Genomic DNA, 20262 nt, shown 5'->3' with positions numbered 1-20262 from the left:
TTAAGTCAAAAATACGAGCACAGTCAAATATATGACGCACTGTTCGGATTAACTGGGCCAGTTCAGCCGAACAGATGGTAAACCTTTGACGCACTTTGCGCGCGGTTGATCTGCGACATCTCTTCGAAAATCGCCTGGCGCTCGCCGGTCGTGACCTCCAGCAACTGCTGATACACCGCCAGCAAACTCTCCAGCTTCTCCCGCAGCGCATCCTCGTCCACCGGCGCGTTATTGAGCGCTTCGTCGATGACTGCGCGGCACCCCATGTCCAGTTCGCCGATGGCGTCCCAGTTACGTTGCGCCAATGCGTCGACCAAGGCTTCGCGGGTCTCGTCAATCCGTTGCAGGGCGTGGCTCATGACATCATCCTCAGGCCAAAGGCCTACAGTGTTGCAATACCGTCCCAGCCTTCCTTGAGCGTAATCATCAGGCCGGCTACTTCGTCGATCATGCTGACATCGCTCTTGCTGTTGGCTTCAAGCAAACGCGTGGTCATGTAGGCATACAGGTTATCGAGTTGCTGCAACGCGGCCGGATCATCGGTTTTTTCCGGGTTCAGGCCGTCACGCAGGCCGATCAAAATATCGATCGCCTTGCCCAACAACAAACCCTTCTGCGCGATATCACCACGAGCCATGGCGCCCTTGGCCTGCGCCATGCGGTCCAGCGCGCCTTCCATCAGCATCTGCACCAGGCGATGTGGGCTGGCTTCAGAGACTTGGGCATGGGAATTGACCTTCTGGTATTGGCGAAGGGCTCTCATGGGATTCATGTTTCTACCTCGTGGCAGGCAACAGCTAAAAAAGATGGGCTCTGATTATTATGTCGACGGCGTCGCAAAAAACTTTAAGCCGATGGTCTGGCGCAGGTGGCGCCCGACAACGTTAATCACATTGCCGGGCGGCCTCATTGATGATCAATTGGTCTTCGGATTATTCAGCGCGTTAAGCGTGGTCATGACGCTGGAACGTTGACTGGTGAGCTGGGCGACCAGGTTGTTCATCGTGGTGTATTTGGCAGTCAGGCTCGTCTTCAAGGCCGCCATGCGCGCGGTCAGGGTGTCCTGCTGGTTTTGCAGGTCTTTGATGTTTGCCGACAGCGTCGACGTACGCGTGGCGAGAACCCCGGTACCACTGAGCGCATAGCTGTCGGTCGCGGTCTTCATCCGAGCCAGCAGCCCCTTGTCGCCGTTGAAAATGCCGCCAATGTCAGTGGGGTTGGTCGCGATCGCCGCACTGAACAACTTATCGTCAATGCTGAGCTTGCCGGTCTTCTGGTCAGTGTTCACACCAAACTGGGCCAGGGATTTCAACGAGCCGGTGCCACCCAATGCGTTCAGTTCGCTACGAACGGCCGAGGTCAGGGTACGCAGAGTGGCGTCGCCCGTCAGCGCAGCCGACGTGATGGAACCGTCGGCATTGGTGGTCACCGCGGTCTCAGTGTTGATCGCAGTCATCAGGGCGTTATAGGTGTCGACAAAGCCCTTGACCGAACTCTTGAGGGTGTCGGTGCTTCGCGCGATGGTGATGGTCGAACTCAGGCGCGTAACGGTTGAGCCAGGAGGTAGCGGATCTGTAGAGCCGGCAGGCAGAGGCGACACTGCCGTCAACTTGATGCTCACACCACTGATCGCGTCACCCAGGGTATTGCTCTTGGATTCCTGAGCGGTACCGTCAATGGTGTACTTCGCGTTCTGCGGCACGGTCACGACCGAGGCTCCGGCTTCCAGGCCGGAGTTACCGCCGAGGGTGATGTCGGTGCCGACGCCGGTATTGGTCGACGTCATGACCAAACGGGAACCGGTGGCGTCAGTCAGGATGTTGGCACTCAAACCAGCACTGCTGTATTGCGCGTTGATCGAGTCACGCACCTGCTGCAACGTCGCACCTGGCGGAACGCTCACACCATAGCTCTTGCCCGACTGGGAGATCTCCAGGGTGGTCGACGTAGTGCCGCTATTGACGACAGCCTTCGTCCCGGCTGCAAAGGTCTGGGTTGCGACCTTCGAGGCCGTCGCCAACTGATTGACCACCAACTGGTAGCTGCCCGCGGAAGCGCCGGCCCCCAGCGTGATGGCCGATACGTTGTTATCCGAGGTCGTTGCCGACAAACCGCCGATACTGGCGTCTTTGGCCATGTTGTCCATGGCGCCGCGGAACGCATCCAGTGCCGCTTGAATCTTGCCGATCGAGGACAGCTGGGCGGTCGACGTTTGCGTCTGCTTGTTGATCTGCGACTGCTTGGGTGCCTGTTCCGCGTTCACCAATGCCGTCACGATCGACTGGGTATCGATGTTCGTAACTGGGCCGCTAACCGTAATATCACCCATGACTGTTCTCCTGATCCGGGGCTGGCGCTTTCTTGACGTACGACGCCTCAAGCAGCTTCAGCAACAAAATTCATGCCAGCTCAGACTTTGGCGTCAAACAACACGCTGCTGGCGTCGTGAAGGCTTTGTGCGAGTTTCAACGCAGTTTCCGAAGGGATCTGACGAATCACCTCGCCGCTGTCGGTCGCAATGACCTTGACTACCACCTGATGGGTGGTGTCATCAATGGAAAAATCCAGGTTGCGCTGGGCAGCCTGGACGAATTTGCGAATATCCGTGACCGCCTGTTCAAGGTCGGACGGCTTCGAGTCCTGCTTGGGCTGGACCGTGGCGACCGTAGGGTCCACCTTGGTTTTCTGCGGGTCGGTACTTACGGGAGCAGGAGCACTTTGCGGCGCCGCTGCCGGATAAGACAGGTTCAACTTGACGCTCATGTCCATGTCCAGTCTCCTCATCACGCAAAAGACAAAAGGGCACGTAAACGCGCCCTTCCGTCAGTCATCTACCGATGGCTATTACTGAAGCAGCTTCAGTACAGCGGAAGGCAGCTGGTTGGCCTGGGACAGGATCGCAGTGGAAGCCTGTTGCAGGGTTTGTTGCTTGGTCAGCTGAGCAGTTTCTGCAGCGTAGTCAACGTCCTGGATCTGACCGCGAGCGGCGCTGGAGTTGTCTGCAATGCTCTGCAGGTTGGCAACGGTGTTGTCGAAACGGTTTTGTACAGCACCGAGGCCGGCACGCTGGGAGTCGATGTCCGAGATCGCCTGGGTGATCACGTCGATCGCGTTTTGCGCGTTGGCAGCGGTAGTAACGTCGGTGTTGTTGACGGTGGTTTTGGTGGAGTTGGCAGCGGTAGCAGCACCGGCAGCGAACACACCGGCTACACCCGCGCCGTTCAGCGCGTAGCTGCTGGAGGAGTTCAGCGAAACAGCACCGGTAGCAATGATAGCGGTGGCGGCGAGTGCAGTAGCAGTACCGAAGGTACCGCTGCCGTCTTTTGTTGCAACCGAGATACCAGCAGCACCGCCGTCACCAGCGTTGAAGGTCAGGTTCTCACCGGTGTCGGACTTGACCGACAGAGCGTCGGTCGACGAATCGTAGTTAACGCTGATGCCCAGCTTGGCAGCGTTGGACGACAGTTGGCTAGCCAGGTCGGCAGTGCTGGTCACGCCAGTGAACTGAACGGCTGCACCGCTGCCCACTTGCAGGGTGAAGTTAGCGTTCGGAGGGGTAGCAGCACCGATGGTAGCGGTGTTCACGGTGAACTTAGCTTCAGTGCTGGCAGTCGCAGCCAGGCCGCCGACAGCGCCGTTCATTTGAGCAGCGATCTGCTTGGCGGAAGCGCCAGCTGCCAGGGTCACGGTTGCAGACTGGCCACCACCGGTAACGGTGATCGCGCCGCCGGCAATACCTGTTGCCGAAGGCGTCAGGGATTGAGTTTTCAGCTGCTGCGAACCAATGTTGTTGGCGGCAACGTTACCGATGCTCATGTCGATGGTCTGGTTGGCGTTGGCGCCTACCTGGAACGACGTAGTACCGAAAGAACCGTCCAGCAGGTTCTTGCCACCGAAGGTGGTGGTGGTAGCGATACGGGTCAATTCAGCAGTCAGAGCAGCGTATTGAGCCTGGTTCGACTTACGGTCTTCAGCGCTTGGCGAGCCGTTGGCGGATTGCAGAGCCAGGGTACGCATGCTTTGCAGGATGTTGGTGGACTGCTGCATGGCGCCTTCAGCGGTCTGAGCAATGGAGCTACCGTCGTTGGCGTTTTTGATCGCAACGCCCAGGCCGTTGATCTGGCTGGTCAGACGGTTGGAGATTTGCAGGCCGGCCGCATCGTCTTTGGCGCTGTTGATACGCAGGCCGGAGGACAGACGCTGCATGGAGGTTTGCAGGGCGCCGGAAGCCTTGTTCAGGTTGTTCTGAACGGTCAACGAAGCAAGGTTGGTGTTTACTGTTAAAGCCATGACGAAATCCTCGTGGGTGGTGTACTGCGGCTTCCGGCCCTGGCAACCGCCGGGTGTGGCCTAGAGAACCTTCGTAATAGTTATCGTCGTGAAAGCAGGTTGCTTGAGGACTTTTTTGATTTTTTTTACTAGCACGGGGCCACCCTTTGTAATTCAAGCATTTACGATAGCCCAATCACTCGCAATTGCTGGGTTTTCTGGCGCCAAATAAAAAACGCCCAGGCTTTTTGAGCCTGGGCGTTTTTGTGTGCAGCCTGTTAGAGCGTTACGGGCGATAGAGAATCGCCGAGCCCCACGACAGGCCAACGCCGAAACCGCTGATGGCAACCCGCTTCCAATCGCCGTCGATCATGTGCTTTTCCAGCAGCAGCGGAATACTCGAGGACACGGTATTGCCGGTCTCGACCATGTCCTTGATGAACTTCTCCACGGGCGCATCTTCGAAACGCCGCGCGACCGCGTCAACAATCGCCGCACTGCCCTGGTGGATGCAGAATGCGTCGATTTCGTCGGCTTTGAGGTCCGACTCATTGAGCAGCTCGTGCAAATGTGCCGGCACCTTGAGCAACGCGAAGTTGAACACCTGGCGGCCGTTCATGAAAAACACGCCGTCGCTGACCTTAAGGTGCGGCGCGCCGGAACCGTCGGTGCCGAATTTGGACTTGCCCAGCAACCACGGCGCGTCTTCACCCATCCAGGTGGCGGTGGCGGCATCGCCGAACAGCATGGTGGTGTTGCGATCTTCCGGGTCGACGATCTTCGAATACGGGTCGGCGGTGATCAGCAGGCCGTTTTTCAGGCCGGTGGCTTCCATGAAGCCCTTCATCGCATAGATGCCGTAGACGTAGCCCGAGCAGCCCAGGGAAATATCAAACGCAGCCACGTGGGTGGGCAGGCCCAGCTTGTCTTGGACGATGGCGGCGGTGTGGGGCAACCCCTCTTCGTCGCCGTTTTGCGTCACAACGATCAGCGCGTCGATGGATTCGCGCTTCAAATCCGGGTTGGCCGCAAACAAGGCGTTGACTGCCTCGACGCACAGATCAGAGGTTTCCTGCGCAGCATCCTTGCGCGGCAGGAACGCCGAACCGATCTTGCCGATGATGAAATCTTCATCCTTGGCGAATTTGGCGCCCTGGGCGTAGTTATCAACCCCGTCTGCCGGCACGTAACTGGCGATGCTTTTTATGCCAATCATTGTGGCTTCCCAATACTAAATAGCTGGATAACACCCCTCGGGCTTGGCCGGGAGCGCTGACAATAAAGGGGATAACCCCATGAAAATATCGCTGAAAGCCGCCGTGTGAAGACTCGCAAGCGACTTGTCCTTTTCACACGATACAGTGAAGATGCGCTTTATGACTCACAGGTCACTCAATTTTGTGCGCTTTATGCAAAACCCGGCAACATTCCCGGCGTCAGAAACGACAACGGCCCACCCTGTTTCCAGGCTGGGCCGTTTGTATTACCGCCGATTACATGCGGCTGAACAGGCTCAACTGCGAGATTTTCACGAAGGCCAATTGCGAGGCTTGCAGCATGGTCTGTTGCAAGGTCAGGTCAATGGCGGCCTGGCCCATATCGACGTTGGCCAGTGACGACATGGTCGAGGTGTTGGCCAGGCCCAGACTGGTGTTTTCCTGGCCCTGGATATCCAGGGCGTTCTGGCGTGCGCCAATCGAACCGCGCACCTGATCGATCTGCGCCGACGCGTTGGTCAGGTTGCCGATGGTGGTGTTCAACACGTCTTTGAGGTTGTTCTTGGCGACCTGGTTGCCATCCGCCGGGACCAGCAGGGCCTTGCGCAGCTGGCCCAAGGTATCCAGGGCGTTCATATTTTTGTTGCTGGTGGCACCAACAGAAAACTGGTCACCAGCCCCTGGCGTACCGCTCACATCGAACGTCACCCCGGCAGCGGTAATCGACGTAGCGCCGGTGGCCATGGTGCCCGAGGCAATCGACTTGCTGTTCGGCGTGTACGGCTGAGCATACACGTCGTAGGCATTGCCGCTGGTGAACTTGATCACCGCACCCGAGTTGGGAAAGGTACTGGCGTAGGTCGGCTGATCCGTGACCCGGCCTCCGGTCAGTTGCGCCGTGGACGGATTACTGGCGGTACGCGAGCTGCTGAACGTGTCTGGCTTGCTTTCGAGGGTGAACGCCTTGCCCGTCACCAATGCATCCGCAGGCGCACCCGAGGCGACATCCGGCCCCAGGTTCAAGCTGATATCGAATTTGACGCCGCGCAAGTTGACACTCGAAGCGCCTTCCTTGGTGGAGTCAAACGTGCCGTTACCGGTGATCTCGGCGGTAACGTCATTGCCGTCCTTGTCGCTCACGCTGTATTGGGTGCTGCTGGAGAAGGTCAATGTATAGGGCTGACCATCGGAAAAACTCTTGGTGTAAGTGGTGCCGGAGGTGATCAGGCCCGCCGAGATCGCGACCTTGCCGTCATTCACCGCAGGCGGCAACAGCGTGGCCTGGGTGCGACCGGTATTGGAAGAACTCTCAAGCAACGTCTTGCCCGTATCCCCCGCAGAGACCGTCAGGTTGCTCGACACCTGCAGGCTCAGCGGCGTCTCATCGCCCTGATAGGTGTAGGTGCCATCGTTGTTACGGGTGTAAGGCGGCGTGTCGGTCTTGGTCCCGGAGAACATATAGTTGCCGCTGGAGTCCTTGGTATTGAGCAGGCCCAACACTTGGTCTTCAAGGGCACCTATCTGGCTGGCGATCGCCTTGCGGTCATCATCGCTGAGCTTGAGATTACCGGCCTGCAGTGCCAGGCCCTGGGCGGCTTGCATGGAGGTATTGATGCTCGCCAGCACACTTTCTTCGTTGGTCAGCGAGTTTTGCAAGCTCGTGATATTGCCGTTGTACTGCCCCAGCATGTCTTTCTGCTGCTGCAGCATCAGCAATTGGGCGGCGGCCACCGGGTCATCGGACGCGGTTTGCACACGCACACCGGAACTCGCCTGGTCCTGGGCCTTCACCACACCCGAATAGTTGTCCTGATACTTGCTGGAGCTGGTGTCGAAATACTGCTGTGTAGAGATACGCATCGTTCCAGACTCCTTTAAAGGGCGTTGATCAGTGTGCTGAAGGTTTCCTGCGCGGCCTTGATGATCTGCGACGACGCGGTGTAGTACTGCTGGAACTTGATCATGTCGCCCGCTTCCTCGTCCAGGTTGACCTGGGACACTGAGTTGCTGGCCGCCTTGTTCGCCGCCAGCAAGGCGCCGGTGGCGGTGCTGTCGGTGTTGGCCTGGGCGGCCTTGGAGCCGACCTGGGACACCAGCCGGCTGTTGGCACTGACCAGGCTGACACCCGCATTCCCGTCCACCGCACCCACCGTGGCCTTGGTCTGCAACCCCAGCAGTTCCTGGGCGTTACGGCCATCGGAGGTGGCGCCGCTGTTGAACGAAAAGGTGGTGCTGTCGCCATTGGCCGGCGAACCGGACACAGTGGTGTCAAAGCTGAAGCTTTTGCCGGGGATCAACGCACCGCTGGCGTCACGCATCGGCACGTTCACACTGACCTTGTTGCCCTGGCCTGGAATGATGGTGCCGGTGCCGATCGGGTTGCCCTGGGCATCACTGATCGCATAGGACTGGGTGCCGTCCGCCGCCGGCTTGCCGAACACCATTTTCACCGGCATCGAGTTTTCGATCCCGGTGCGCAATTGCGCAGTCGCGGCGCCGCCGTCGATATCGATCGGCACGGTCAAGGTCGGCTGGGTGAACGCGCCGGTGCCGGTATTGGTCTTGCTGGCATTGCCGGCCAGGGGCGCGGCGAAGGCGAGTTTGTTCGGGTCTTTGAGGTCGACACTGATGCCGCTGGCGCCATTGGCCGTCGGGCTGACTTTAAAACTGTCACCGGTCGCCACCGGACCCTTGCCGTTCAAGGCCAGTGTGAAGCCGTCAATCACCGGCGGTGGCGTGGTGGCGGTGTCGAACGAGCCCATGGCTTTGCCGTCGGAGCGCACCACGTTGTATTGATTGCCGCTGGTGAAGGTCACCTTGTAGTCGAAGGTCGACAGCTTGCTGCTGTCGGCAATCGTCACGTTCAGGTTGCCCGAGCCTGCACTGTTACCGGCGGCCGCCTGGCTGCGCTGGGAAATCGCCGCAGCGCTGTTGATGTCGCCAAACAGCGAGGAGCCGAAATCGCCGTTCAGGTCCAGGCCCTGGCCCAACTGGCTGTTAACACTGTCGGCGGCGGCAATGGCGATGCGTCCCAGGTCGTTGATGGCCGGCATCAGCGCATCACTGCGATAACGCAACAGGCCGCCAATGCTGCCGCCACTGACCACATTGCCGATGTCCATCGGCGTGTCGCCCATGTTCAGCTGAATGGTGTACTGGCTGTTGTCGTTCTTGCTCGGCACCGCCGAAATGGTATTGGCAACGCTGCCTTCTACCAGCGATTGGCCGGTGCCGGTGGTGATGCTGAACTGGCCGTTCTTTTCGGTGGCCGTCACGCCGATCAGCTCATTGAGCGAACGCACCGCCTCATTGCGCGCATCCAGCAGGTTGGCCGGCGCACTGGTCGAAGAACCCTGGGCCGTGGCAATTTGGCTGTTGAGCGAGGCAATCGACGAAGTCAGTTTGTTGACCTGGTCACTCATGGTCTGCAACTGACCGTTGATGCTTTCTTTCTGCTGGGTCAACTGCGTGGAAATCGCGTTGAAGCGGTTGCTCAACGTTTGGGCGTTGGTGATCAGCAACTGCCGCGCGGACACGTCGCTGGGCGTGGCCGCGGCGTTCTGCAAAGAGGCAAAAAACGCGCTGAGCACGGCCGACATACCCGTGGACTTGTCCGACAGGGTCTTGTCGATGGCGGCGGCCTGGCCCGCGTACGCGTTGGCATCGCTATTAAGGGCGGTGCTGCTCTGGTAGGCAGCGCCCAAGAAGTCGTTATAAATGCGGCGCACATCCGCAAGCGTTGTGCCACTGCCGATAAACACGCCGCCATACTGGTTGCTGGCGCTGGCGTTTTGGGTGGTCTGCTGACGCGAGTATCCCGGGGTATTGACGTTGGCAATGTTGTTACTCAAGACCGACAACGAGCCTTGAGAGGCATTGAGTCCTGACATCCCGATACTGAGCAAACTCATGGTTCAGACCTTATAAATGTGTGGTTGCGCCAGCGGCAGCGAAGTTCTGGTAACTGTTCATCGTTTTGGCGATCTGCGAAATCTTGCTGGCGTAGTCCGGGTCGGTTGCGTATCCGGCTTTTTGCAACTCGCGTACAAACTGTTCCGGGTTGTCGGCTGATTTCACAACTTCTTTATAGCGATCATTGCTTTGCAGCAATGTTACGAGGTCGTGGAAGCTGTCCTGGTAGGAGTTATAGGAACGAAATTGCGCCGTTTCCTTGACCATCGCCCCTGCACGAAACTCGCTGGTGATTGCACGCGCCTGGCCGCCCTGCCAACTCTGCCCGGCCTTGATGCCGAACAGGTTGTGGCTGCTGCTGCCGTCCTCGGCGCGCATCACCGATTTACCCCAACCGGTTTCCAACGCGGCCTGGGCCACCAGGTACTTAGGATCGACCCCGATGCGCGCTGCGGCCGCCTTGGCCATCGGCAGCATGGTGGCGACAAATTCGTCCTGCGAGCTGAAGGCTTTTTTCGCCGGTGCCAGCGGTGGCTGGGCAATTGCGCGGCCATAAACCTGCATGCGCCCGCTCGGCACGGCAAAGTTGCGCGCGGCGCTGTTAACCACGTTATCGGTGGCGGCGCTGTTACGCAGTGGCGCACTCGCGGCCTGCGTAGCGGGCTGGGTACTCGGCACGATGCCGGCCAGCAGGCGATCGGTCAGTTTGCTCGGCAACGCCATGCGACGCTGGTTCATCAGCTCCATGTCGTTGGTGTGTGCGCTGGTACCTTGCGGCTCCGCAACGCGGTAAGCCCACAACGGCCGCTGGCCATTGGAGCGCCCCAACGGGCCATTCGAATGGGTGCCGGCGGCAATTTCGGTCGGCACATCAACCTTCCTGGCCTTGACCGGCTCGGCCGCCGCCGGGCCTTGCAAGGTGGAGGACTGCGCCTCAACCGGCTTGTTCTTCTGCATCTGGCGCATCAGCACGTCAGCCAAACCGATACCACCGCCTTCACGGGACATCGAGACCGCCAACTGCTGGTCATACATTTCCTGGTACTGCTTGGCAGCCGGGGTGTTCAGCGGGTTGTCCTTGCCCAGCGCCTCGGTGGCCGAACGCATGGACTTGAGCATCTCGCTCAGGAACAGCGACTCGAACTCCTGCGCCACTTTGCGCATGTTGCCTTCGCTGTTCTTGTCGGCGCCGACCTTGAGCTGGTTCAGCCGGTTGAGGTCGGAATAAGACCCCGAATCCGCCGTGCTGGTGAACCCGCTTTTGTGCATATCCATGGCCATGGTCTTAGATCACGATCAGGTCGGCTTGCAAGGCGCCGGCCTGTTTCAAAGCTTCGAGAATCGCCATCAAGTCGCCGGGCGCTGCGCCCACCTGGTTCACCGCACGGACAATTTCGTCCAGGGTGGTGCCGGGGCCGAATTTGAACATCGGCTTGGCTTCTTGCTGGGCATTGACCCGCGAGCGCGGTACCACTGCCGTCTGACCATTGGACAGCGGCCCGGGCTGGCTGACGATCGGGTCTTCGGTGATGGTCACGGTCAGGCTGCCGTGGGTCACTGCCGCCGGCGAGACCTTGACGTTCTGGCCGATCACGATGGTGCCGGTGCGCGAGTTGATGATGACTTTGGCCACCGCCTGGCCCGGGTCGACCTCAAGGTTTTCCAGGATCGACAGGTAGTCGACGCGCTGGCTTGGGTCGAGCGGCGCCGTCACACGGATCGAGCCGCCGTCGATGGCTTGTGCCACGCCAGGGCCGAGCATGTCGTTGATCTTGTCGACCACGCGCTTGGCGGTGGTGAAGTCCGAACGGTTGAGGTTCAGGGTCAGGCTGTTGCCCTGGTTGAAACCGCTGGGCACGGTGCGTTCAACCGTGGCGCCACCGGGAATGCGACCGGCCGATGGCACGTTAACAGTGATCTTCGAGCCGTCACGACCCTCGGCGTCAAAACCGCCGACCACCAGGTTGCCCTGGGCGATGGCGTAGACGTTGCCGTCGATACCTTTGAGCGGCGTCATCAGCAAGGTGCCGCCACGCAGGCTTTTCGAGTTACCGATGGACGAAACGGTGATGTCCACCACCTGGCCCGGCTTGGAGAACGCCGGCAAATCGGCACTGATCGACACGGCCGCGACGTTCTTGAGCTGCACGTTGCCCGACCCAGGCGGCACCTTGATGCCGAACTGCGAGAGCATATTGTTGAAGGTTTGCAGGGTGAACGGGGTCTGGGTGGTCTGGTCACCCGTACCGTTGAGCCCCACCACCAGGCCGTAGCCGATTAATTGGTTGGAGCGCACGCCGGAAATGCTGGCGATGTCTTTCAACCGCTCGGCGTGTGCCCCTGCGCTCAAGGCCAGCAATAACGCGGCAGCCATCAGCTGTTTGAGGTTCAAAGTGGCCACCTAGAAAGGGAACAGCGGGCTAAGGAAGAAACGGTCGAACCAGCCCGGCTGACTCGCATCAGCAAACGAACCCGTACCCGAGTAGGTAATGCGTGCATCGGCAATGCGGGTCGACGGCACGGTGTTGTCGGTGGAAATATCATCGGCACGCACCATGCCCGCGATACGCACCAGCTCGTCGCCGGTGTTGAGGGTCATCCACTTTTCACCGCGCACGGCGATGATGCCGTTGGGCAACACATCCGCCACCGTCACGGTGATCGAACCGGTCAGGCTGTTGCCCTGCCCTGCCGCGCTCTTGCCGTTGGTAGCACGGTCACCGCTGTAACCGGCATTGAGGCTCAGGTCGCCATCGCCCAAAGGGTTATTGGTGGTCAGGCCACCACCAAACAGCGAAGTCAGGCCGATGCCGGTCTTGCTGGTCTTGCCGATCTGCGAGTTGGCGTTTTTGCTGGCCTGGGTCTTCTCGTTCAGGGTGATGGTGATGATGTCACCCACCCGGAACGCCTTGCGGTCGCTGTACAGGTTCTGTTCGAAACCGGCCTGGTAGATCGAGCCATTGTTGGCCGCCGCCGGCAACGGCGTGCGTGGCAGCACCGGCGCGTAGTACGGGTCATTGGGCTTTGGCGACGGGGCGACACAGCCCGCGAGCACGGCGATCCCACTCAATGCCAGAACAGAAACATAGCGATTCATGACCCTTACCTCACGGTGTTGCAGGCGCCGCAGAAGGCGCCCCATAGACTTGATTACAGATTCTGCGTTACGAACGAAAGCATCTGGTCGGCGGTGGAAATCACCTTGGAGTTCATCTCGTAGGCGCGCTGGGTGGTGATCATGTTGACCATCTCCTCAACCGTGCTGACGTTGGAGGTTTCCAGGGTTTGTTGCAGGGTGGTACCGAAGCCGTTGAGACCTGGGGTGCCGATTTGCGGCGCGCCGCTGGAGGCGGTTTCCAGGAACAGGTTGTTACCCATGGCCTGCAAGCCGGCCGGGTTGATAAAGTCGGCGGTTTGCAGGTTGCCGATCACTTGCGACGCCGGGTTACCGGCCACGGTGATGGACACGGTGCCGTCGGTGCCGACGGTAAAGGTCTTGGCATCGGCCGGCACTACAACGGCCGGCTCCAGCGCGAAGCCGTTGGCGGTGACGATCTGGCCATTGGAGTCCAAGTGGAAAGTACCGTCACGGGTGTAGGACGTAGTGCCATCGGGCTGCAGGATCTGGAAGAAACCCCGGCCGTTGATGGCCATGTCCAGCGGCTGGTTGGTTTGCTGCAGGTTACCGGCGCTGAAGTTTTTCTGGGTGCCGACGATCTGCACACCGGTACCCAGTTGCAGGCCCGACGGCAATTCGCTGTCCTGGGTCGACTGGGCGCCCGGCTGGCGCTTGATCTGATAGAGCAAGTCCTGAAACTCGGCACGGTCACGTTTGAAACCCGTGGTCGACACGTTCGCCAAGTTGTTGGAGATGGTGGTCAGGTTGGTGTCCTGCGCGGCCAAACCTGTTTTGGCAACCCATAGAGCCGGAAGCATAGTGTTCTCCTTCGTGCGCCTGTTTGTTGGCGCTGTGCTGCAAAATTAGTCTTCAGTGAACCGGCGATCAGCTCATCGACAGAACGCGAGTCATGGCCTGGTCGTCTTCTTTGGCGCTGTTCATCATCTTGATGTGCAGCTCGAACTGCTTGGAGAGCGACAGCACGGCGGTCATTTCTTCCACCGCATTGACGTTGCTCGCCTGCAGGAAACCCGAGGTCAGCCGCACGTTCGCGTCGGCCTGGGCCGGTTTGCCATCCTTGGTATGGATGGCGCCATCCAGGCCCTTGGTCATGTTCTTGAGGTCCGGCTGAACCAGCTTGATGCGGTCCACTTCAGCCATCACCCGTGGGCCTTCGCCCATGGCGCGGATGCTGATGGTGCCGTCGGCGCCCACTTCGATTTTCTGCTCGGGCGGCACGGCAATCGGGCCGCCGTTGCCCATCACCGGCATGCCGTTGCCGGCACGCAACACGCCCAGCGCATCCACATTCATGCTGGCGCTGCGCACGTAGGCTTCGCCGCCATCCGGGGTTTGCACGGCCATCCAACCGTCACCGCTGACCGCCACATCGAGGTCGCGACCGGTTTCAATCATGGCGCCCTGGGAGAAGTCGGTGCCCGGCCGTTCGGTCATGGCAAATGCCCGCGCCGGAAAGCTGTCACCGAACACCGGCATCGAACGCGCCTGCTCCAGGTCCCGTTGAAAACCGTTGGTGGAAATGTTCGCCAGATTGTTGGCATGGGCCTTTTGCGCCAGTGCATTCTGGCTGGCGCCGGTCATTGCCACATAAAGGTACTTGTCCACGCTCTATCCTCTTTCTGACGGACGCTTGCCGCCCACCGTTGCTCTGATGAGGCTTAAGCAATTTGCGAACCAACTTTTGAAAATAGATTGAAGTCCATATGCGGCGCGGGTTTGCGGGCAGGCTTAGAGATTAGGTGGTAGGGATAGAGTCGAAAAAACGGCGGACTACTGCCGCCTGCGGCAAGCACCGGCCTTGAAAATGACAAAGAACCAATGTGGGAGCTGGCTTGCCTGCGATAGCGGTGTATCAGTGACACATGAGCCAACTGACCCACCGTCATCCCAGGCAAGCCAGCTCCCACAGTTTTAACCTCAGTGTGTCAGCGGCTTATTTATCGGTCTTGAGGATTTCGTAATCGCGCAACTTATTGGCAATAGTCGTGTGCGACACGCCCAGGCGCTTACCCAGCTGCCGACTGCTCGGGTGCTCGGCGTACAAAGCCTCCAGCACCGCCTTTTCAAACCGCCCAACGATATTCTCCAACCCGCCTTCCAGGGAAAAATCCCCAAGCGGCTGGCGCACCCCATAATCCGGCAGGCGAATATGTTCAGCCTTGACCATGCCGCCGTCGCACAACGACACCGCCTGAAACAACACGTTTTCCAACTGCCGCACATTGCCCGGCCAGTGGTAATGACTGAGCCGATCCATCGCCGCCGGTGCCAGCCTCGGCAGCGGGCAACCAATCTGTCGGCTGGCCTGGTCAAGAAAATGCTCAACCAGCGGCGCCAGGCCATCCAGGCATTCACGCAGCGGCGGGATATGCAGCGACAGCACGTTGAGCCGGTGATACAGGTCCTGGCGGAATTCGCCACGGGCGCAGAGTTCCGACAGGTCCACCTGGGTGGCGCAGATCACCCGCACGTCGAGGTACACCTCTTCATCACTGCCCACCCGGCGAAAGCAGCCGTCCTGCAAAAAGCGCAGCAATTTCACCTGCAAGCGTGCGCTCATTTCTCCCACGCCATCGAGAAACAAGGTACCGCCCGCCGTCAGTTCCAGCAGGCCCAGCTTGCCCTCGGCCCGCGCCCCTTCAAATGCGCCGGGGCCATAGCCGAACAGCTCGGTCTCGGCCATCGACTCCGGCAGGCCCGCGCAATTGAGCGCCATCAAGGGTGATTGCCCGCGCGGGCTGGCCAAGTGGCAAGCGCGTGCCAGCAACTCTTTGCCGGTGCCGGTTTCGCCTTCTATTAATAGCGGCGCATCCAGCGGTGCCATGCGCCGGGCTTCGCGCACCACCGCGGCCATGACCCTGGAGCTTTGGAAGATACTGTCGAAGCCGCGCAGCTCTTGCTTGCGCACATTGTAGATACGCTCGCCCACACGGTCGGCACGGTGCAGGGTCAGCACGGCGCCGGCCATGGCCTCGCTGTCATCGTGCTCGGAAGACTGCAGCGGCGCGATGTCCGCCAAAAACACGTCACCCTTGACCTTGACCCGCAAGCCGTTGATGCGCGATTTGCTCGCACGCACCAGCTCCGGCAGGTCAAAATCTTCGGCATAGCGCGACAACGGAATGCCCGGCACCTCGTCCACCCGCACCCCGAGCAACTGCGCCGCCGCGCGGTTGGCGGCGACGATGGAGCCGCCCATATCAATCGACAACACCGGAAACTCCAGAGCGCCGAGCAGCGCATTGAGCTCCATATGCCGACGTTCGCTGGGCATCAGCCCTACCCTTTTAACCCCAAAAACGCCGGCAATTGCTTCGAATTGCGGGCGCAGCGCCTGGAACTGCATGTTCACAAGGTTGGGGCAAAACAGGTAAATGGCGTTGCCATGTTCACCGCCCACCTCGCCTTTGGCGACGTTGACGCCGTACTCCACCAGCAGGTTGAGAATGTCCCGCAGGATGCCGATACGGTTCTGGCAGTGCACTTTAATACGCATGAAAAAGCCCAAATGGTGGGAAAGCGCCGGGGCTTTTTGCCGCTGGGCGCAGATAGTCGTCAAGATTATGTGACAGCTTGTGACCTTTTCCCAGCCCAAGACAACGATAGGCCGGCATACCGTAACGAAAACTTTACGAATAACGGTAACTTTTCCTACGAGTAAGCACCGGAGCCCGATGGAATCCGGCACTTTCCGCGTTATCAATAGGCTCATCGCAGGACATAACAAGAACGAATGCCTAGCAGGAGAGCCGTATGAAGCAGACGCACTACGTGGCCCGCGAGCCCGATGCGCAAGGTTTTATCCACTACCCGCCGGAAGAACACGCGGTGTGGAACACCCTGATCACGCGCCAATTGAAAGTGATCGAGGGGCGCGCCTGCCAGGAATACCTGGACGGCATCGACAAACTCGGCCTGCCCCTGGACCGCATCCCGCAACTGGGTGAGATCAACAAGGTGTTGGCCGAAACCACCGGCTGGCAAGTTGCCCGTGTCCCCGCACTGATCCCTTTCCAGACCTTCTTCGAATTGCTCGCCAGCAAGCAATTTCCGGTGGCGACCTTTATTCGCACCCGCGAAGAACTGGACTACCTGCAAGAGCCGGATATTTTCCACGAGATCTTTGGCCACTGCCCGCTGCTGACCAACCCATGGTTTGCCGAATTCACCCACACTTACGGCAAGCTCGGCCTGGCGGCCACCAAGGAACAGCGCGTTTACCTGGCGCGGCTGTACTGGATGACCATCGAATTCGGCCTGGTCGACACCCCGCAAGGCCGGCGCATCTACGGCGGGGGCATTTTGTCGTCGCCTAAAGAAAGCGTGTATTGCTTGTCGGATGAACCCGAACACCAGGCCTTCGACCCGCTGGAAGCGATGCGCACGCCGTATCGCATCGACATTCTGCAACCGCTGTACTTCGTATTGCCCGAGCTTAAGCGCCTGTTTGAGGTGGCGCAGGAAGACATCATGGGCATGGTCGAGCGCGGTATGCAGCTGGGTCTGCATGCGCCGCTCTTCACCCCAAAGGCAGTCCCGCCCAAACCCGAAGCTGCTTGAACCTTACAATTTGAGGCCAGGTGAATCTGTTCCCTGGCCCCGCGTTGCTTTAGGGTAACGCTCACTGATCTCAATCATTCGAATTCAGGACACCTCCATGACCACCTTGAACCAAGCCCATTGCGAAGCCTGCCGCGCCGATGCCCCACAAGTCAGCGACGAAGAGCTGCCGGTACTGATCAAGCAGATCCCCGACTGGAACATCGAAGTGCGCGACGGCGTGATGCAGCTGGAAAAGGTTTTCCTGTTCAAGAACTTCAAATTCGCCCTGGCCTTTACCAACGCCATGGGTGAAATCTCCGAAGCCGAAGGCCATCACCCAGGCCTGCTGACCGAGTGGGGCAAAGTCACCGTGACCTGGTGGAGCCACTCGATCAAAGGCTTGCACCGCAACGACTTCATCATGGCTGCGCGCACTGACGAAGTGGCCAAAGACGCCGAGGGCCGCAAGTAATGCATTTTGATGCCATTGGCCGCGTGCCCGGCGACCCGATCCTCGGGCTGATGGACCTGTATGCCCAGGACGCCAACCCGAACAAGTTCGACCTGGGCGTGGGCGTCTACAAGGACGACCAGGGCCTGACGCCGATTCCGCACTCGGTAAAACTGGCCGAACAGCGTCTGGTGGACACACAAACCACCAAGACCTACATCGGCGGCCACGGCAATGCGGCCTTCGGCGCGCTGATCAGCCAACTGGTACTGGGTGCCGATTCAGCGCTGATTCGCGAGCGTCGCGCCGGTGCCACGCAAACCCCTGGCGGCACCGGCGCGCTACGCCTGAGTGCGGATTTTATCGCGCAAAACCTGCCCGGCCGTGGCGTTTGGCTGAGCGACCCGACCTGGCCGATCCACGAAACCATCTTCGCCAAGGCCGGGCTCAAGGTCAGCCATTACCCGTATGTGGGCGCGGATAACCGCCTGGACGTGGACGCGATGCTGGCAACGCTTGCCACCGTGCCCAAGGGCGACGTGGTGTTGTTGCATGCCTGCTGCCATAACCCGACCGGTTTTGACTTGTCCCAGGACGACTGGCGCCAGGTGTTGCACATCGTGCGCGAACGGCAGTTGCTGCCACTGATCGACTTCGCCTACCAGGGCTTTGGCGACGGACTGGAGCAGGATGCCTGGGCGGTGCGGTTGTTTGCCGCCGAGCTGCCGGAAGTGCTGGTCACCAGTTCCTGCTCGAAGAACTTCGGCCTGTACAGCGACCGTGTCGGCGCGCTGATGGTGTGCGCGGCAAGCGCCGAGAAGCTCACGGACGTGCGCAGCCAGCTGGCGAATATCGCGCGCAACCTGTGGTCGACGCCGCCGGATCATGGCGCCGCAGTGGTAGCGACCATCCTGGGCGACGCCGAGCTGAAAAAGCGCTGGAGCGCTGAAGTCGAGGCCATGCGTTCGCGCATTGCACAACTGCGCTCCGGGTTGGTGGAGGCGCTGGCGCCCCACGGGCTGGCCGAGAAGTTTGCGCATATTGGTGCGCAGCGTGGGATGTTTTCCTATACCGGCTTGAGTGCCGAACAGGTCAAGCAACTGCGTGAGAAGCACAGCGTGTATATGGTCAGTTCAGGGCGGGCGAATGTCGCCGGCATTGATGCCACACGTCTGGCATTACTGGCCGAGGCTATCGCCGACGTCTCGAAATAACTGAAGAAATCCAATCAAACTGTGGGAGCTGGCTTGCCTGCGATTACGGAGTGTCAGTCACTGAATAAGTTGACTGAACAACCGCCATCGCAGGCAAGCCAGCGCCCACATTTTTGACCGTGCGAACCTTCTAGCCCGCAACCATCTCAGCTTTGAGCAGCGCCTCTTTAGCCTGCGCATCCGCCAACCGATACAACTCGATACTGCCATCCCAGTGCTCGATCAACGCGGTGCACGACTCCACCCAATCCCCGCAATTAAGGTAGTCCACCTCGCCCACCTTGCGAATCTCGGCATGGTGAATATGCCCGCACACCACGCCATGCAACTCGCGCTTGGTCACTTCGTGGGCGATCGCTTCTTCAAAATCGCTGATAAAACTCACCGCCGTCTTGACCTTGTGTTTCAGGTACGCCGACAACGACCAGTAGCCATAGCCATACCGCGCACGCCAGTGATTGAGCCAACGGTTGAGCGTGAGGGTGAACTCGTAGGCCGAATCGCCCAGGAAGGCCAGCCAACGGTGGTATCGGGTGATCACATCAAATTGATCGCCGTGAATCACCAGCAGGTGGCGGCCATCGGCAGTGACGTGCACGGCTTCGTCCACCAGTTGGATATTGCCCAGAATCAGCTTGGAGTAGCGGCGCAGGAATTCGTCGTGGTTGCCGGTGACGTAGATCACCTCGGTGCCGCGCTTGGCCATGGTGAGCAAGCGGCGGATCACATTGGTGTGAGCCTGGGGCCAATACATGCCGCCGCGCATTTTCCAGCCGTCGATGATATCGCCGACCAGGTAGACCTTGTCGGCGTGGTAACCCTTGAGGAACTGCGACAGGTGCTCGGCCTGGCAATCCCGGGTGCCCAAGTGCACGTCGGAGATCCACAGGGTACGAACCCGTTGTTTGCGGCTGGGTTTAACGAACTCGGCACTGGTCATGGGCATCCCTCGACGGTGTTTTCGCGAGCTTGCGCCCAGGCGGTTAATAGCCCATGACAACTGTGCGTCAGTCTGATGACAGCGCTCGCAGCCCTCAGAAGCGTTGTAGACTGCAGGCCTGCTGCCCAGGAGACTGCGATGAGACCGACCCTCACGCTGCGCCACTACCTCGAAGAACCGCTCGCCCACAGCCATGATCACGCCCAGTTGGTGTTTGGGTTGTCGGGGCACCTGGACCTGGAAGTCGATGGCCTGGGCAGCCAGGTGCACGCCAGCAGCGTGATGGTGCTGCCCTTCTCGGCCCACCATGCCTGTGGCAGTCGCGACGGCAGCCGCTGCCTGGTGCTGGCCAGTCTCAATCATCCGCTGGCCCAACCGATACCGGGCAAGCGTTTGCCGTATGCGGCGTTCAATGCGCACATCGAACGCCATGCTCCGTGAGTTTGGCGCCTCACCGGGCACGTTGCGTCGCTCGGGCTGACAAGAGCCTGTCGCTAAGATTCGCGAGGCCTGCGACAGACACAGGCGCCCTCAAGCCTCTAGACTGCGATTCTGTCACCCCGTTGGTTCAAGGATCG

The 20262-nt window shown here is 59.8% G+C and carries 18 protein-coding genes and 1 pseudogene; 4 read left to right on the top strand and 15 right to left on the bottom strand.

Annotated features, from left to right (window positions below; all coding sequences use genetic code 11):
• Nucleotides 1–62: 62 nt before the first annotated feature.
• The 14 genes from fliT to AOA59_RS08620 all read right to left on the bottom strand — a co-directional run bounded on the left by fliT (nt 63) and on the right by AOA59_RS08620 (nt 16033).
• Nucleotides 63–359, bottom strand: a complete 297-nt coding sequence (fliT, locus tag AOA59_RS08685) for a flagellar protein FliT (protein ID WP_017134933.1) — start codon at nt 357–359, stop codon at nt 63–65.
• 23 nt (nt 360–382) lie between these two features.
• A complete protein-coding gene (fliS, locus tag AOA59_RS08680) occupies nt 383–772 on the bottom strand; it encodes a flagellar export chaperone FliS (RefSeq protein ID WP_017134932.1) in 390 nt (129 codons plus the stop codon).
• 144 nt (nt 773–916) lie between these two features.
• Nucleotides 917–2329: a flagellar filament capping protein FliD gene (gene fliD / locus AOA59_RS08675; protein WP_099486859.1), complete on the bottom strand. Its 1413-nt coding sequence runs from the start codon at nt 2327–2329 to the stop codon at nt 917–919.
• 80 nt (nt 2330–2409) lie between these two features.
• Nucleotides 2410–2769: a flagellar protein FlaG gene (locus AOA59_RS08670; protein WP_053257315.1), complete on the bottom strand. Its 360-nt coding sequence runs from the start codon at nt 2767–2769 to the stop codon at nt 2410–2412.
• A gap of 75 nt (nt 2770–2844) precedes the next feature.
• Nucleotides 2845–4290, bottom strand: coding sequence for a flagellin (locus AOA59_RS08665; RefSeq protein ID WP_058422163.1), 1446 nt, complete (start codon nt 4288–4290; stop codon nt 2845–2847).
• A gap of 265 nt (nt 4291–4555) precedes the next feature.
• Complete coding sequence (locus tag AOA59_RS08660) at nt 4556–5485, bottom strand: ketoacyl-ACP synthase III (RefSeq protein ID WP_053257317.1); 930 nt, start codon at nt 5483–5485, stop codon at nt 4556–4558.
• Between the two features lie 277 nt (nt 5486–5762).
• Entirely contained in the window at nt 5763–7346 is a 1584-nt protein-coding gene (locus AOA59_RS08655; RefSeq protein WP_099486857.1) for a flagellar hook-associated protein 3, read from the bottom strand.
• A 14-nt stretch (nt 7347–7360) separates the two neighbouring features.
• Nucleotides 7361–9397, bottom strand: coding sequence for a flagellar hook-associated protein FlgK (flgK, locus tag AOA59_RS08650; protein ID WP_099486856.1), 2037 nt, complete (start codon nt 9395–9397; stop codon nt 7361–7363).
• Nucleotides 9398–9407: 10 nt separating this feature from the next.
• Nucleotides 9408–10679: a flagellar assembly peptidoglycan hydrolase FlgJ gene (gene flgJ, locus AOA59_RS08645; protein WP_099486854.1), complete on the bottom strand. Its 1272-nt coding sequence runs from the start codon at nt 10677–10679 to the stop codon at nt 9408–9410.
• Between the two features lie 4 nt (nt 10680–10683).
• Nucleotides 10684–11772 carry a flagellar basal body P-ring protein FlgI gene (locus AOA59_RS08640; protein ID WP_225933067.1) on the bottom strand — a complete coding sequence of 363 codons (1089 nt, stop codon included), beginning with the start codon at nt 11770–11772 and terminating at the stop codon, nt 10684–10686.
• 27 nt (nt 11773–11799) lie between these two features.
• On the bottom strand, nt 11800–12495 hold the full coding sequence (gene flgH, locus AOA59_RS08635; protein WP_056859744.1) for a flagellar basal body L-ring protein FlgH: 696 nt from the start codon (nt 12493–12495) through the stop codon (nt 11800–11802).
• A 53-nt stretch (nt 12496–12548) separates the two neighbouring features.
• A complete protein-coding gene (gene flgG / locus AOA59_RS08630; protein WP_056859743.1) occupies nt 12549–13334 on the bottom strand; it encodes a flagellar basal-body rod protein FlgG in 786 nt (261 codons plus the stop codon).
• Nucleotides 13335–13401: 67 nt separating this feature from the next.
• Nucleotides 13402–14142 carry a flagellar basal body rod protein FlgF gene (locus tag AOA59_RS08625; protein ID WP_017134921.1) on the bottom strand — a complete coding sequence of 247 codons (741 nt, stop codon included), beginning with the start codon at nt 14140–14142 and terminating at the stop codon, nt 13402–13404.
• Nucleotides 14143–14470: 328 nt separating this feature from the next.
• On the bottom strand, nt 14471–16033 hold the full coding sequence (locus AOA59_RS08620; protein WP_065929760.1) for a sigma-54-dependent transcriptional regulator: 1563 nt from the start codon (nt 16031–16033) through the stop codon (nt 14471–14473).
• A gap of 257 nt (nt 16034–16290) precedes the next feature.
• On the opposite strand from AOA59_RS08620, the gene phhA reads away from it, so the two are divergent.
• The 3 genes from phhA to AOA59_RS08605 all read left to right on the top strand — a co-directional run bounded on the left by phhA (nt 16291) and on the right by AOA59_RS08605 (nt 18744).
• Nucleotides 16291–17097: a phenylalanine 4-monooxygenase gene (gene phhA / locus AOA59_RS08615; RefSeq protein WP_017134919.1), complete on the top strand. Its 807-nt coding sequence runs from the start codon at nt 16291–16293 to the stop codon at nt 17095–17097.
• Nucleotides 17098–17194: 97 nt separating this feature from the next.
• Nucleotides 17195–17551, top strand: a complete 357-nt coding sequence (locus AOA59_RS08610; protein ID WP_017134918.1) for a 4a-hydroxytetrahydrobiopterin dehydratase — start codon at nt 17195–17197, stop codon at nt 17549–17551.
• The gene (locus AOA59_RS08605; protein ID WP_099486852.1) at nt 17551–18744 is read left to right on the top strand and encodes an amino acid aminotransferase; all 1194 of its coding nucleotides are present in this window, start codon (nt 17551–17553) and stop codon (nt 18742–18744) included. The genes AOA59_RS08610 and AOA59_RS08605 overlap by 1 nt, the downstream gene beginning before the upstream one ends.
• A 130-nt stretch (nt 18745–18874) precedes the next feature.
• Here AOA59_RS08605 and AOA59_RS08600 read toward each other — a convergent pair whose 3' ends face one another.
• A complete protein-coding gene (locus AOA59_RS08600; protein WP_056861436.1) occupies nt 18875–19684 on the bottom strand; it encodes a UDP-2,3-diacylglucosamine diphosphatase in 810 nt (269 codons plus the stop codon).
• Nucleotides 19685–19822: 138 nt separating this feature from the next.
• On the opposite strand from AOA59_RS08600, the pseudogene AOA59_RS08595 reads away from it, so the two are divergent.
• Nucleotides 19823–20119, top strand: a pseudogene (locus tag AOA59_RS08595) (hypothetical protein); the annotation flags it as partial.
• Nucleotides 20120–20262: the final 143 nt, after the last annotated feature.

The organism is Pseudomonas sp. 2822-15, from assembly GCF_002742515.1.
Taxonomy (GTDB): domain Bacteria; phylum Pseudomonadota; class Gammaproteobacteria; order Pseudomonadales; family Pseudomonadaceae; genus Aquipseudomonas; species Aquipseudomonas salomonii.
This window is presented reverse-complemented; position numbering and strand designations above follow the sequence as displayed.

Excerpts from the sequence above, each read along its gene's own strand:
- AOA59_RS08600 (WP_056861436.1), bottom strand. The coding sequence starts at position 19,684 with ATGACCAGTGCCGAGTTCGTTAAACCCAGCCGCAAACAACGGGTTCGT.
- AOA59_RS08640 (WP_225933067.1), bottom strand. The coding sequence starts at position 11,772 with ATGGCTGCCGCGTTATTGCTGGCCTTGAGCGCAGGGGCACACGCCGAG.
- fliT (WP_017134933.1), bottom strand. The coding sequence starts at position 359 with ATGAGCCACGCCCTGCAACGGATTGACGAGACCCGCGAAGCCTTGGTC.
- flgJ (WP_099486854.1), bottom strand. The coding sequence starts at position 10,679 with ATGGCCATGGATATGCACAAAAGCGGGTTCACCAGCACGGCGGATTCG.
- AOA59_RS08670 (WP_053257315.1), bottom strand. The coding sequence starts at position 2,769 with ATGGACATGAGCGTCAAGTTGAACCTGTCTTATCCGGCAGCGGCGCCG.
- AOA59_RS08660 (WP_053257317.1), bottom strand. The coding sequence starts at position 5,485 with ATGATTGGCATAAAAAGCATCGCCAGTTACGTGCCGGCAGACGGGGTT.
- AOA59_RS08620 (WP_065929760.1), bottom strand. The coding sequence starts at position 16,033 with ATGCGTATTAAAGTGCACTGCCAGAACCGTATCGGCATCCTGCGGGAC.
- phhA (WP_017134919.1), top strand. The coding sequence starts at position 16,291 with ATGAAGCAGACGCACTACGTGGCCCGCGAGCCCGATGCGCAAGGTTTT.
- AOA59_RS08655 (WP_099486857.1), bottom strand. The coding sequence starts at position 7,346 with ATGCGTATCTCTACACAGCAGTATTTCGACACCAGCTCCAGCAAGTAT.
- flgH (WP_056859744.1), bottom strand. The coding sequence starts at position 12,495 with ATGAATCGCTATGTTTCTGTTCTGGCATTGAGTGGGATCGCCGTGCTC.
- AOA59_RS08665 (WP_058422163.1), bottom strand. The coding sequence starts at position 4,290 with ATGGCTTTAACAGTAAACACCAACCTTGCTTCGTTGACCGTTCAGAAC.
- AOA59_RS08605 (WP_099486852.1), top strand. The coding sequence starts at position 17,551 with ATGCATTTTGATGCCATTGGCCGCGTGCCCGGCGACCCGATCCTCGGG.
- fliS (WP_017134932.1), bottom strand. The coding sequence starts at position 772 with ATGAATCCCATGAGAGCCCTTCGCCAATACCAGAAGGTCAATTCCCAT.
- flgK (WP_099486856.1), bottom strand. The coding sequence starts at position 9,397 with ATGAGTTTGCTCAGTATCGGGATGTCAGGACTCAATGCCTCTCAAGGC.
- fliD (WP_099486859.1), bottom strand. The coding sequence starts at position 2,329 with ATGGGTGATATTACGGTTAGCGGCCCAGTTACGAACATCGATACCCAG.
- AOA59_RS08610 (WP_017134918.1), top strand. The coding sequence starts at position 17,195 with ATGACCACCTTGAACCAAGCCCATTGCGAAGCCTGCCGCGCCGATGCC.
- flgG (WP_056859743.1), bottom strand. The coding sequence starts at position 13,334 with ATGCTTCCGGCTCTATGGGTTGCCAAAACAGGTTTGGCCGCGCAGGAC.